12 protein-coding genes and 2 tRNA genes are annotated in these 12,568 nt (G+C 68.5%); 10 read left to right on the forward strand and 4 right to left on the reverse strand.

The features are described from left to right. Nucleotides 1-228: 228 nt before the first annotated feature. Both AC2YHT_RS19360 and gph read right to left on the reverse strand, forming a co-directional pair. Nucleotides 229-303, reverse strand: a tRNA-Val gene (locus AC2YHT_RS19360). A 51-nt stretch (nt 304-354) separates the two neighbouring features. Then, nucleotides 355-1,080 (reverse strand): phosphoglycolate phosphatase, encoded by a 726-nt coding sequence (gene gph / locus AC2YHT_RS19365; RefSeq protein WP_487291546.1) that lies wholly within the window; start codon nt 1,078-1,080, stop codon nt 355-357. A 65-nt stretch (nt 1,081-1,145) separates the two neighbouring features. On the opposite strand from gph, the gene glmU reads away from it, so the two are divergent. From glmU to AC2YHT_RS19410, 9 genes are all read left to right on the forward strand, one after another. Continuing rightward, nucleotides 1,146-2,528: a bifunctional UDP-N-acetylglucosamine diphosphorylase/glucosamine-1-phosphate N-acetyltransferase GlmU gene (gene glmU / locus AC2YHT_RS19370; RefSeq protein ID WP_487291547.1), complete on the forward strand. Its 1,383-nt coding sequence runs from the start codon at nt 1,146-1,148 to the stop codon at nt 2,526-2,528. After that, nucleotides 2,525-3,205 carry a ribose-5-phosphate isomerase RpiA gene (rpiA, locus tag AC2YHT_RS19375; RefSeq protein ID WP_487291548.1) on the forward strand — a complete coding sequence of 227 codons (681 nt, stop codon included), beginning with the start codon at nt 2,525-2,527 and terminating at the stop codon, nt 3,203-3,205. The genes glmU and rpiA overlap by 4 nt, the downstream gene beginning before the upstream one ends. A 51-nt stretch (nt 3,206-3,256) precedes the next feature. Beyond that, entirely contained in the window at nt 3,257-4,651 is a 1,395-nt protein-coding gene (gene gor / locus AC2YHT_RS19380; protein WP_487291549.1) for a glutathione-disulfide reductase, read from the forward strand. Next, a complete protein-coding gene (locus tag AC2YHT_RS19385; protein WP_487291550.1) occupies nt 4,648-5,892 on the forward strand; it encodes an O-antigen ligase family protein in 1,245 nt (414 codons plus the stop codon). Before gor ends, AC2YHT_RS19385 begins: the two co-directional genes overlap by 4 nt. Before the next feature lie 83 nt (nt 5,893-5,975). Further along, on the forward strand, nt 5,976-7,355 hold the full coding sequence (locus AC2YHT_RS19390; RefSeq protein ID WP_487291551.1) for a class II 3-deoxy-7-phosphoheptulonate synthase: 1,380 nt from the start codon (nt 5,976-5,978) through the stop codon (nt 7,353-7,355). 216 nt (nt 7,356-7,571) lie between these two features. Next, on the forward strand, nt 7,572-9,362 hold the full coding sequence (locus AC2YHT_RS19395; RefSeq protein WP_487291552.1) for a long-chain-acyl-CoA synthetase: 1,791 nt from the start codon (nt 7,572-7,574) through the stop codon (nt 9,360-9,362). Between the two features lie 73 nt (nt 9,363-9,435). Beyond that, nucleotides 9,436-10,290 (forward strand): alpha/beta hydrolase, encoded by an 855-nt coding sequence (locus tag AC2YHT_RS19400; RefSeq protein ID WP_487291553.1) that lies wholly within the window; start codon nt 9,436-9,438, stop codon nt 10,288-10,290. Nucleotides 10,291-10,436: 146 nt separating this feature from the next. Continuing rightward, on the forward strand, nt 10,437-10,793 hold the full coding sequence (gene panD / locus AC2YHT_RS19405) for an aspartate 1-decarboxylase (RefSeq protein ID WP_110118544.1): 357 nt from the start codon (nt 10,437-10,439) through the stop codon (nt 10,791-10,793). Further along, on the forward strand, nt 10,793-11,254 hold the full coding sequence (locus AC2YHT_RS19410) for a hypothetical protein (protein ID WP_487291554.1): 462 nt from the start codon (nt 10,793-10,795) through the stop codon (nt 11,252-11,254). Before panD ends, AC2YHT_RS19410 begins: the two co-directional genes overlap by 1 nt. A gap of 22 nt (nt 11,255-11,276) precedes the next feature. On the opposite strand, the gene AC2YHT_RS19415 is transcribed toward AC2YHT_RS19410, so the two are convergent. After that, the gene (locus tag AC2YHT_RS19415) at nt 11,277-12,017 is read right to left on the reverse strand and encodes an SIMPL domain-containing protein (protein WP_487291555.1); all 741 of its coding nucleotides are present in this window, start codon (nt 12,015-12,017) and stop codon (nt 11,277-11,279) included. A 160-nt stretch (nt 12,018-12,177) separates the two neighbouring features. Here AC2YHT_RS19415 and AC2YHT_RS19420 point away from each other — a divergent pair. Then, nucleotides 12,178-12,253 (forward strand) — tRNA-Ile (locus tag AC2YHT_RS19420). Between the two features lie 30 nt (nt 12,254-12,283). Here AC2YHT_RS19420 and AC2YHT_RS19425 read toward each other — a convergent pair. Beyond that, nucleotides 12,284-12,502, reverse strand: coding sequence for a hypothetical protein (locus AC2YHT_RS19425; protein ID WP_487291556.1), 219 nt, complete (start codon nt 12,500-12,502; stop codon nt 12,284-12,286). Nucleotides 12,503-12,568 lie beyond the last annotated feature (66 nt).

Raw genomic sequence — 12,568 nt, forward strand, 5'->3', positions numbered from 1 at the left:
GACCCTGGTCGTGCGCGAAACTTATCGCGCCGAACGACAAACTAATATGCGGGCCGCGTCAGGGCGGTGCGGGCGCCCATCCATGCGAGGGCGCGGCCAGGCCGCCGTCCTCGGGTTCCGTTCAGCGCGCTGGCAGAGGACGCGTTGAAGCCGTGCGGAGCATCTTACGCAGGGCTGGCCGAATGGCCGGCCGGCGCTCGCTACCGCATCGGATTTTAGGAAGGGAAATGGTGGATGCTGCAGGGATTGAACCTGCGACCCCCTCGGTGTGAACGAGGTGCTCTCCCGCTGAGCTAAGCATCCGCCGGGTGGGCTGGGCCTTCCGAAGAAGTCCCCGCCGCGAGAGGAAGGGGGCTATAGACCGCTCTTTTCCGCGCCGCAAGAGCCCAAAAGCGAGATTGCCGCCTCGGGGACCTCGGAAAAGCGATCTATCAACAGATCTCCGCCGAGCGTCTCGACCGGGGCCTCGGTGTAGCCGAACGAGACCAGCAGGGCCGGCACGTTCGCGGCCTTGGCGCTCAGGACGTCGTTGATGCTGTCGCCGACCATCACCGCCCGGGTGGGATCGCCGCCGACCGCGGCGATGGCCGCCAGCACGTGACGCGGGTCGGGCTTGGGCGCGGGGGCGTCGTCGGCGCCGACCACGGCGTCGAAGAATCGGGTCAGGTCGACGGCGTCCAGCAGGGCGACCGACAGGTGGGTCAGCTTGTTGGTGCAGACGACGAGGCGCGCGCCGGCGGCCTTCAGGTCGGCAAGCACCTCGACCACGCCCTCGAACGGCGCGCTCTCGTGGGCGATGCGGCCCAGATAGATGGCGATGAAGCGCTCGACCAGCCGGGGCGCGCGCTCGGCGTCCAGCGGCGCGCCGGCGGCGGCGAAGCCGCGCTCCAGCAGCGCCTTGGCCCCACGACCGACCATCTTGCGCACGTCGTCAAAGGGCAGGGCGGGCAGGCCCTCCTCGGCGAGTATAGTGTTCAGCGCGCCCACCAGGTCCGGCGCGGTGTCGACCAGTGTGCCGTCGAGGTCGAAGGCGATGGTGGCGTCCCGAAGGGCGGTTTCGTGGGCGTGCGGAAGAGACATGCTCTGGCCTTTCGGCTAAAGGCGCGGCTAATGCAACTTTGGTTCGCTTCGGAGTCGCTCTGGTCATGACTACGACCACCTCATCCCACGGCAGTGGCCGTCCGCGCGCGGCGGTGATCCTGGCCGCCGGCCAGGGCACCCGGATGAAGTCGCCGACGCCCAAGGTGCTGCACAAGGTCGGCGGCCGGCCGATGCTCGACCACGCCATCGACGCCGCGCAGGCCCTGGGCTGCGAGCGCATCGTGGTGGTCGTGGGCGCGCACAGCCCGCAGGTCGGCGAGCACGCCAGGAAGCGCCTGGGTCCGAACGCCACCGTCGTGCAGGACCCGCCGCTGGGCACGGGCCACGCCGTGCTGGCCGCCAAGGACGCCCTGGCCGACTTCGACGGCGACGTGGTCGTCACCTATGCCGACTGCCCGCTGCTCAACGCTCCGGTGATCGCGCCGCTGTTCGACCTGCGCGCCGCCGGGACCGACGTCGCCGTGCTGGGCTTTGAGGCCGCCGATCCCGGCGCCTACGGCCGCCTGGTGCTGGCGCCCGGCCACGTGCTGCTGCGCATCGTCGAGGCCAAGGACGCCGAGCCGGCCGTGCTGGCGCTCAAGCACTGCAATTCCGGCGTGCTGGCCGCCGACCGCGCCCAGCTGTTCGACCTGCTGGCCGCCGTCGGCAATGACAACGCCAAGGGCGAATACTATCTGACCGACATCGTCGGCATCGCCCACGATCGCAAGCTGGCCACTCGCGCCGCCTTCGCGCCCGAGGCCGCCGTGCAGGGCGTCAATTCCCAGGCCGAGCTGGCCGCCGCCGAGGCCGTCTGGCAGGCCGGCCGCCGCGCCGTCCTGATGGCCGAGGGCGTGACCATGCCCGCGCCCGAGACCGTCCACCTGTCGTGGGACACGACGATCGCGGCCGGCGTCACGGTCGAGCAGTTCGTGGTGTTCGGCGCGGGCGTCAGCGTCGCTTCCGGCGCAGTGATCAAGGCCTTCAGCCACCTGGAAGGCGCGTCGGTCGGGGAGGGCGCCCTGATCGGCCCTTACGCCCGCCTGCGTCCGGGGGCCGAGATCGGTCCCGAGGCCCACATCGGCAACTTCGTCGAGGTCAAGAAGGTCAAGGTCGGCGCGGGCGCCAAGGCCAACCACCTGAGCTATCTGGGCGACGGCTCGGTCGGCCCGAAGGCCAACATCGGGGCCGGCACGATCTTCTGCAACTACGACGGCTTCGAGAAGTTCGAGACCCATGTCGGCGCGGGCGCCTTCATCGGCTCCAACTCGGCCCTGGTCGCGCCGGTGCGCATCGGCGACGGGGCCATGACCGGCTCGGGCTCGGTGATCACCGCCGACGTTCCCGCCGGCGACCTGGCGCTGAGCCGCACGCCGCAAGCCAACAAGACCGGGTGGGCGGCCAAGTTCCGCACCCTGAAACAGGCCAAGAAGGACAAGAAGGCATGAGCGCCGACGCGCAGAAGAAGGCTTCGGGCGAAGCCGCCGCCCTGCTGGTGGAGCCGGGCATGGTCGTGGGCCTGGGCACCGGCTCGACCGCCGCCTGGTTCGTGAAGGCCCTGGCCGCCCGCAAGCTCGACGTTCGCGGCGTGCCGACCTCGGAGGCGACCGCCAGCCTGGCCCGCGAGCTCGGCATTCAGTTGGCGACGCTGGACGACGTCATGTCGATCGACCTCACCGTCGACGGCGCCGACGAGATCGGCCCTGGCCTGTCCCTGATCAAGGGCGGCGGCGCGGCCCTGCTGCGCGAGAAGCTGGTCTGGGAGGCCTCCAAGCGCTGCGTCGTCATCGCTGACGCCGCCAAGCACGTGAAGGTCCTGGGCAAGTTCCCGCTGCCGATCGAGGTGGTGCGCTTCGGCCATCCTCACACCGGGCGTCGCCTGGCCGATATCGCCGCCGAGTTCGACCTGCCGCCGCCGCGCCTGCGCATGGCCGACCGCGGCGTCGTCGCCACCGACGGCGGCAACGTGATCTACGACATGGCCTCGGGCGCGATCCCCGACCCGGCGGCCCTGGCGGCGGCCCTGAAGACCGTCACCGGCGTGGTCGACCACGGCCTGTTCCTCGACTTGGCCGACGAGGCCCTGATCGGGACCGACGAAGGGGTGGTCAAGCTTCTGCCTTGATCCCATATCCCGATCCCGCTGTTTCCAGTTCGCTTTGATCCGGAGCCGATGATGGCTGAGTACGACTTCGACCTCTTCGTCATCGGCGCCGGCTCGGGCGGCGTGCGCGCCGCGCGGCTGGCGGCCCTGTCGGGCGCCAAGGTGGCCGTCGCCGAGGAATACCGGGTCGGCGGCACCTGCGTGGTGCGCGGCTGCGTGCCCAAGAAGTTCATGGTCTACGCCAGCGAGGTCTCCAGCCAGCTGAAGACGGCCAAGGGCTATGGCTGGACGATCGGGCAGGCCAGCTTCGACTGGAAGACCTTCCTGCACGACAAGGACGTCGAGATCGCGCGGCTGTCGGGCATCTACGTCACCAACCTGCGCAAGGCCGGCGCCCACCTGCTGCATGGCAAGGCCCGCATCCTTGACGCCCACACTGTCGAGGTGCTGCCGCGCGAGGGCTCGCAGGACGCTGGCCGCTACACCGCCAGGCGGATCCTGGTGGCTACCGGCGGTCGTCCGGTGCGTCCTGAGTTCGAGGGCGCCGAGCACGGGATCACCTCGGACGAGGCCTTCCACCTGCCGACCCTGCCCAAGCGGGTGCTGGTGGTCGGCGGCGGCTACATCGCCGTCGAGTTCGCCGGCATCTATGCCGGTCTCGGCGTCGAGACCACGCTCTGCTACCGCGGCTCCAACATCCTGCGCGGCTTCGACGACGACGTCCGCGCCCATCTCGCCGACGAGATGGAGAAGCGCGGCGTCAAGGTGGTGCTGGGCTGCTCGCACAAGTCGATCGAGAAGACCGACACGGGCCTCGTCAGCACCTTCAACAACAATCTGACCTTCGAGAGCGACGTCGTCCTCTTCGCCACCGGCCGCGATCCCTATGTCGAGGGCCTGGGCCTCGAGAACGCTGGGGTGAAGCTGAACGACAAGGGCGCGATCGCCGTCGACGCCCATTCCAAGACCAATGTCGACAGCATCTGGGCCGTCGGCGACGTCACCGACCGCATCAACCTGACGCCGGTGGCCATCCGCGAGGGCGCGGCCTTCGCCCAGACCGAGTTCTACGGCAATCCGACCACCTTCGATCACGACCTGGTCGCCTCGGCCGTGTTCTCGCAGCCGCCGATCGGCGCTGTGGGCATGAGCGAGGCCGAGGCCCGACATGCCTTCGGCAAGGTCGACATCTATCGCGCCGTCTTCCGGCCGATGAAGCTGACCTTCTACGGCGGCCAGGAGCGCTGCCTGATGAAGCTGGTCGTCCGCCAGGACAACGAGCAGGTCGTCGGCGTCCACGTGGTCGGTCCCGACGCGCCCGAGATCATCCAGATGGCCGCCATCGCGGTGAAGATGGGCGTGACCAAGCCGCAGTGGGACAGCACCTGCGCCGTCCACCCGACCCTGGCCGAAGAACTGGTGACCATGCGCGAGAAGTACGTTCCGGCCGAGGTGGGCGGCGTATGAACCAGACGGCCGTGACCGAGAAGCCGACGCCGTGGCTGGGCGGCGTCATGATCTTCCTCTTCGTGATGACGCCGCTGCTGGGCTATCTCGCCCAGCTCGGTTTCGCGCCTCTGCTGTCCCTTGTCGGGCTGCTGGCCTTGCCAGTGATCGGCCGCCCGCGCGCGCCGATCGTGCCGGCCCTGATCTTGCTGCTGCTGGCTCTGTGGGGCGTGTGGAGCATGACCTGGAGCCCGGCCGCGCCGCCGCCCGGCTCGCTGAAGGCCTATGCCGACCTCGAGAAGCTGACGGCGGCCAAGCTCGTCCTGCAACTCCTGCTGTACGGCGCCGCGGTCGCCGCGGCGTTCCGCCTGTCGGCCCGTGCGGCCGACCGGGCCACGACGGTCATGGGGTTCGGCGTCTTGGCCCTGGCGGTTGTCATCGGCCTGGACGCCATAACCGGCGCCTCGATCTTTCAGCGGTTTCGCGAGCTGACCGGCGATCCGGTGCGGCCCGACATAGCCAAGGTGAAGATCAGCATCGGCTGCTACGTGCTGGCGGTGATGTTCTGGCCGGCCGCAGCCGCGTTGGCGCGACGGGGCAAGGCGGGGGCCGTGCTGCCGCTGCTGGCCGGTACGATCATCACCTCGGTGCTTTCGAGCGCCGACTCCTGTCTGGTCGCGCTGGCGGCCGGACTGGTGGCCTGGGCGCTGATCAAGTTCAGCGGCAAGATCGGCGGCCGGGTGCTGACTGTCGTCGTGGCCTTGCCGTTCATCGTCGCGCCGATCGCCGTGCTCTGGGCCATCCAGAGCGGCTTCTGGGCCTGGCTTCACGCTTTGGTGCCGCCGTCCTGGGACGCGCGCCTGAACATCTGGGCCTTCGCGGCCGACCACGTGCAGTCCCACCCGTTCCGGGGCTGGGGTCTGGACGCCAGCCGCACCTTCGGCGACGCCATCCCGCTGCACACCCACAACGCCCAGCTTCAGCTGTGGCTCGAGCTCGGCGCGATCGGCGCGGCCCTGGCCGGCGCCTTCTTCTGCTGGCTGGCCTATGGCGTCGCCCGCACGGCCGAAACCGACCGCGGGGCGGCGGCGACGGCGGGCGCGGCCCTGGTCAGCTATCTGGTGATTGGCGCGCTCAGCTTCGGGGTCTGGCAGGAGTGGTGGATCGCCGTCGGCGCCCTGGCGATCATCGCCTGCGTCGCCTTGCGTCGTTCGAGCAGCGAATACAGCGACGAGTTGGTTGAAATTTCCCCGCTGGGCTAAAATATACAGCTTCGCCGCACGATTTTTGCTTTTACCCTCGGGGTGCGCTATCAGCGCTCCCCTTTAGAACGTTTGAGAACATCATGACCGCCCGGTGGACCCCCGCGACCTGGAGAGCCAAACCCGCCAAGCACGTGCCGACGGATTATCCGGACGCCGGCGCTGTCGAGCGGGTCGAGCAGACCCTCCGCCAGATGCCGCCGCTGGTCTTCGCCGGCGAGGCGCGCCGTCTGAAGAGCCTGCTGGGCGACGTGGCTGAAGGCCGGGCCTTCCTGCTGCAGGGCGGCGACTGCGCCGAGAGCTTCAAGGAATTCCACGCCGACAACATCCGCGACACCTTCCGCCTGATCCTGCAGATGGCGGTGGTGCTGACCTTCGCCGGCGGCAAGCCGGTGGTGAAGGTGGGCCGCATCGCCGGCCAGTTCGCCAAGCCGCGTTCCGAGCCGATCGAGACGATCGACGATGTGACCCTGCCGTCCTACCGCGGCGACATCATCAACGGCATGGACTTCAACGAGGCCGAGCGCGTTCCCGACCCGGACCGCCTGCTGAAGGCCTACGGCCAGTCGGCGGCGACCCTGAACCTGTTGCGCGCCTTCGCCAGCGGCGGCTATGCCGACCTCTACAACATCCACCGCTGGACCCTGGGCTTCGTCGGCGACAGCCCGCAGGGCGCGCGCTACCGCGAACTGTCGGAGAAGATCTCCGAGGCCCTGACCTTCATGTCGGCCGTCGGCGTCACGCCCGACACCCAGCCCGACCTGAAGCGCGTGGAGTTCTTCACCAGCCACGAGGCCCTGCTGCTGGGCTTCGAGGAAGCCATGACCCGCGTCGATAGCACTTCGGGCGACTGGTACGACACCAGCGCCCACCTGCTGTGGATCGGCGAGCGCACCCGCCAGCTGGACGGCGCCCACATCGAGTTCATGCGCGGCGTGAAGAACCCGATCGGCCTGAAGTGCGGCCCGACCATGGAAGGCGACGACCTCCTGCGCCTGATCGACGTGCTGAACCCCAACAACGAGCCGGGCCGCCTGACCCTCTACGGCCGTTTCGGTTCGGACAAGATCGCCGACCGTCTGCCGCGCCTGATGAAGGCCACCAAGGCCGACGGCCGCGCGGTGGTCTGGGCCACCGACCCGATGCACGGCAACACGCTGAAGGCCTCGACCGGCTACAAGACCCGGCCGTTCGACCGGATCCTCTCCGAAGTGAAGAGCTTCGTGGAAGTGGCCCATTCGGAAGGCGTCCATCCGGGCGGCGTACACCTGGAGATGACCGGGCAGAACGTCACCGAATGCCTGGGCGGCGCCCGCGCCGTCTCGGAGACCGATCTCGCCGACCGCTACCACACCCACTGCGACCCGCGCCTCAACGGCGAGCAGGCGCTGGAGCTGGCCTTCCTGGTGGCTGAAAAGCTGAAGGCCGCCCGCGACGACCAGCGCAAGGCCGCCAACGGCTAAACACAGTTCAAGCTGACCCTAAGGGAAAGCTCGAATCCGAGACCAAAGGGGCCGCGTGGATCAGTTCCACGCGGCCCTTTCAATAGTGCCCTTACGGCATGTGAGACGATTTCGCCGCTGCGAGCGATTGCGTTTCGCAGATGCACACGCAAGACCTTCCAACGACTTGACCGCTAGCCCGGCGCTCTCCAATGGTTGTTTGAAGGGAGTGAATTTATGCGTCTGCAGGCCAAGTTGAAGCGGGAGTGGCGGTTCCTCAAGGGGCTGACTCGCACTCTGAAGCGCGTGAACTCGATAGCGCCGGACAGCGACAACCTGATCTGCGACGACCTCGAGGCCGCCGTCGACAAGTGGAAGTCCAGCCCCGCGATCACCTTCGAGGGCAAGACGATCACCTATGGCGAGCTCGACGCCATCGCCAACCGCTACGCCCACTGGGCGAAGGGGCAGGGGATCACGCGAGGCCAGACCGTGGCCCTCTTCATGCCCAACCGCATCGAGTACCTGGCGATCTGGTACGGCCTTTCGAAGGTCGGCGTCGCCACCGCTCTCATCAATAACCAACTGACGGGCGCCGCGCTGGCGCACTGCCTCAACATTTCCCAGGCGCTGCACTGCATCGTCGACCCGGAAACCTCGCCCTGCTTCGAGCAGGTCAAGGACCAGCTGGGCCGTCACATCCAGCAGTGGGTGCTGGGCCCGGTCCACGGCGACCAGCGCGACCTCGTCAACGCGCTCAAGAGCTGCAGCCAGCTGCGCCCCGACCGCGAGACCGCTCGCGGCGGCCTGACCGCCAAGGACACCGCCCTCTACATCTTCACCAGCGGCACCACCGGCCTGCCCAAGGCCGCGCGCATCACCCACATGCGCGCCCAGCTCTACATGCGCGGCTTCGCCGGCTCGACGGACTCGCGAGCCAGCGACCGCATCTACGTCACCCTGCCGCTCTATCACGCCACCGGCGGCCTCTGCGCCATGGGCGCGGGCCTGCTGAACGGCGGCAGCATCGTGCTGCGCAAGAAGTTCTCGGCCACCCACTTCTGGAGCGACATCGTCGCCGAGAAGTGCACCATGTTCGTCTATATCGGCGAGCTGTGCCGCTACCTCGCCAACCAGCCCGAGAGCGAGTACGAGCGCGCCCACAAGATCCGCCTGATCTTCGGCAACGGCCTGCGCCCGGACGTCTGGGACGACATGCTCGACCGCTTCAAGGTCGGCGGCGTGCTGGAGTTCTACGGCGCGACCGAAGGCAACGTCTCGCTGTTCAACTTCGACGGCCGCCGCGGCGCCATCGGCCGGGTGCCGGGCTATCTGCGCAAGAAGTTCAACATCCGCATCGTCAAGTTCGACGTCGAGACCGAGACCCCGGTGCGCGGCCCCAACGGCTGCTGCGTCGAGGTCAAGCCCGGCGAGATCGGCGAGTGCATCGGTCACATCGCCAGCGACGCCCGCTCCAACTTCACCGGCTACGCCGACAAGGCCGCCACCGAGAAGAAGGTGCTGCACGACGTCTTCGAAAAGGGCGACGCCTGGTTCCGCACCGGCGACCTGATGCGCCAGGACAGCGACGGCTACATCTATTTCGTCGACCGCATCGGCGACACCTTCCGCTGGAAGGGCGAGAACGTCGCCACCAGCGAGGTGTCCGAGCGCCTCGCGGGCTTCCCGGGCGTCAAGGAGATCAACGTCTACGGCGTGCCGGTGGGCGACCTCGATGGCAAGGCCGGCATGGCTTCGCTGGTCGTCGGCCCCGAGTTCGAGATCGACAACCTGGCCGAATATGTCGACCGCGAGATGCCGGCCTACGCCCGTCCGGTGTTCGTGCGCCTGCAGCCCGAGATCGAGACCACCGGCACCTTCAAGTACCGCAAGATCGACCTGGTCCAGGAAGGCTTCGACCCGGCCAAGATCAAGGATCCGCTGTACTTCCGCGAGCCCGGCAAGGGCTATGTGAAGATCACCAAGGCGGTGCACGCCAAGATCGTCGCGGGCGGATTCAAGCTGTAGCCTTGCCTCCGATCGCCTCCCGCTTCCGTATCTCTTGCGAACGCGAGGGGCGGATGCGGGCATGGATCTTCGAATGACGCGCCGGACGGGCCTTGCGACCCTGGCGGCGAGCCTGGCTTCGGCCTGCTCGCCTCTGTCGCTGTTCGCCACCCTGACGCCCAAGGACGCGGCAACGTCTCCTCTGCGCGGGACGGCCTATGGCGCGCATCCGCGCCAGCGGCTGGACGTCTACGCCCCGCCGGGCGGGATCCAGGGCGCGCCGGTGCTGGTGTTCTTCTACGGGGGCGGCTGGAACTCCGGCCGGCGCGCTGAATACGGCTGGGTCGGACGGGCGCTGGCGGCCCAGGGCTTCCTTGTCGTCGTGCCCGACTACCGGCTCTATCCCGAGGTGCGGTTCCCGAGCTTTCTGGAGGACGCGGCCCTGGCCGTGCGCTGGACCGTCGATCACGCCGCCGGCCTGGGCGGGGATCCGTCCCGCCTGCTGTTCGCCGGCCATTCGGCCGGAGCCTATATCGCCGCCATGCTGGCGCTGGACGCCCGATACCTCCAGGCCGCCGGCGTCGATCCCCGCGCGGTGAAGGCCTTCGCGGGTCTTTCGGGGCCCTACGCCTTCCTGCCGCTGGACGGGGAGATCTCGACCCGCACCTTCGGCGGCGCGCCCGATCTGGTGGCCACCCAACCGATCAGCTTCGTCCGCGCCGACGCCCCGGCCGCCTTCCTGGCCACGGGCGAGGCCGACACCACTGTCCGCCCGCGCAACACCCGCAAGCTGGCCAAGGCCCTGCGCGAGGCGGGCGTCATCGTGGAAGAGCAGGTCTATCCCGGCCTCGACCACGCCGCCCCGCTGCTGGCCCTGTCGCGGCCGTTGCGGAACAAGGCGCCGGTGCTGGCGGGAATGACGGCGTTCCTGAAGGCCGCGGCGGCCTGATCGGCGGCAGCCATCCACCGCGCCGTGCTGCGCTGCGATTGAACGCGCGGCCCATCCTGTCTATATGGCCCTGACTGAACGCGGGTCATGTGTGTGGCTACCTCGCGAAATCCCAGTGACTCAAAGAGATAAGAAGGGGCGTCGCCATGCTTCTGACCATGATGAAGGCCAAGCTGCACCGCGCCACGGTGACCCAGGCCGATCTCGACTACGAAGGCTCGATCGCCATCGACCGCGACCTGCTGGACGCCTCGGGCATCCTGCCCAACGAACAGGTCGACGTGCTCAACATCACCACCGGCGCGCGCTTCACCACCTACGCCATCGAGGCCCCGCGCGGCTCGAAGGTGATCGGCGTCAACGGCGCCGCCGCCCGCCTGGTGCAGAAGAACGACACCGTCATCGTCGTCACCTACTGCCAGATGCCGGCCGAAGAGGCGCGCAACTACGCCCCCACCGTCGTGCTGCTCGACGAAGGCAACCTCATCAAGAAGGCCGCCTGATGCGGTCCGGCGCCGTCCTGGTTCTCCTGGCCGGCGCCTTGGCGCTCGCCGGCTGCGCGCCGAAGCTGCCCAAGGGCGTCGACGAGGACGCCCTGACCCAGTACGTCGGCCGCGCCATCGGTTCGGCCTCGACCTGCGTGCTGGTGGCCGACGCCAAGGGCAAGACCGTCTGGACCGGCGGCGGCTACGTCACCTGCGCCCGCAACCTGCCGACCTGCGAAGGCAAGGTGACGACGGCGCAGGAGGTTCTGAAGGCCAACCTGTCCGGCGAGGCCCGCTTCCTCAGCTGCGACAGCGCCGGCGCCAACACCGTCGGTTGGGCCATGGGTCCGGTCCCGGCCGGCAAGGGCCGCCAGCCCTCCGGCCTGCGCTACCTCGCCGTCATGGAGGGCGAGCGCGCCCTGCCGGGCATAGAGATCCAGGACCGCGTCGAGCGGGCTTTCGTCCGCGCCGGCTTCTAACCAGCGCGGACTTCGCGTTCTCTTACTGGCGCGCCTCGTAGGTCGCGCTGACCTCGATCCGCACCTTCAGTTCGCCGCCGGAGATCGCCGTCGAGTCGGCCATCTCGCGCTTGGCCATGGCGAACATCGGCGCGGGCTGCGGGGAGGGCGTGTAGCCGCCAGCCTCGTTCAGGCTGACCAGGCGCACCACCTTGTAGCCGGTGGCCCGGGCGTAGAGGTCGGACTTGGCCTTCAGGGCCTCCACCGCCTTCACGCGCGCGGCGTCCTCGGCCTTCTGCGGGTCCTGCAGGCCGAAGCTGATTCCGCCCACGGTGTTGGCCCCGGCCGAGGCGGCCGCGTCGATCGTCTGGCCCAGCTTGGAAAGGTCGCGCGCCAGGATCGTCACCTGGTTGCTGGCCTGGTAGCCGGTCAGGCGCGGCGGTTGGTTCTGCTCATAGACGTACTGCGGATTGACGTTGAGGTTCGAGGTCTGGATGTCGCGCTCGGCGACGCCGGCCTTCTTCAGCGCCGCGATCACCTTGTTCATCGCCGTCCCGTTGGCCGACAGGGCCGCCTGGGCGCTGGCGCCTTCGGTCTGCACGCCCAGGGTGATGGTCGCCATGTCCGGCGCGATCACCGTCTCGCCGGTGGCCGACAGGTTGAAGGTGGTGGCGCGGAACGCCGCGTCGTTGGCGCTCTGGGCGCTCGCGGGCAGGGCCGACAGGGCCAAAGCGGCGGCGCCGAAAGAGGCGATGGCCAGGGCGGTCGTGCGGGTGCGGGTCATGCTCGTTCTCCAGCGAAGGGCAGGACGCCACAGTGCGTCGCCCCTCGGTTGGTTCCCGTGTCGCAAACTCAACCTGAACCGCACCTTTAAGCCGCGTGCAGCCCATGCTAATCGACCCGTCCTCGCCCGCGCCGACTCTGCTGTTCCGCGCGGTCCTTGGGGGCCTGTAGCTCAATGGTTAGAGCCGACCGCTCATAACGGTCTGGTTGGGGGTTCGAGTCCCTCCAGGCCTACCAATTCACCGCTTTGCCGCGCTTGGGAGCGGGTCAGTCCCCCGCGTCGGAGATCATCTCCTGCGCGATCAGAATCGCGTTTATGGCCATGCTGCTCTCGGGGATGCCGGTGCTGCCGTAGCTCCTCATGTCCGACCGCGACCCATATCCTTCGACGGAAACGGTCTGACTCAGCGTCCGGGAGCCCGAGACGATGCGTTCGCATTTGTGGGTCTTGCCGCCACGCTCGACGGTGAAGGTGTGTTTGCTCATGGTGACGCTAGTTAGGACGCGCGGCTGGCGGCGCAAGAGGCGTAGCCGATGAGAGCCTGTGGCCCC

It is taken from the genome of Caulobacter sp. SRI_008 (assembly GCF_057586355.1).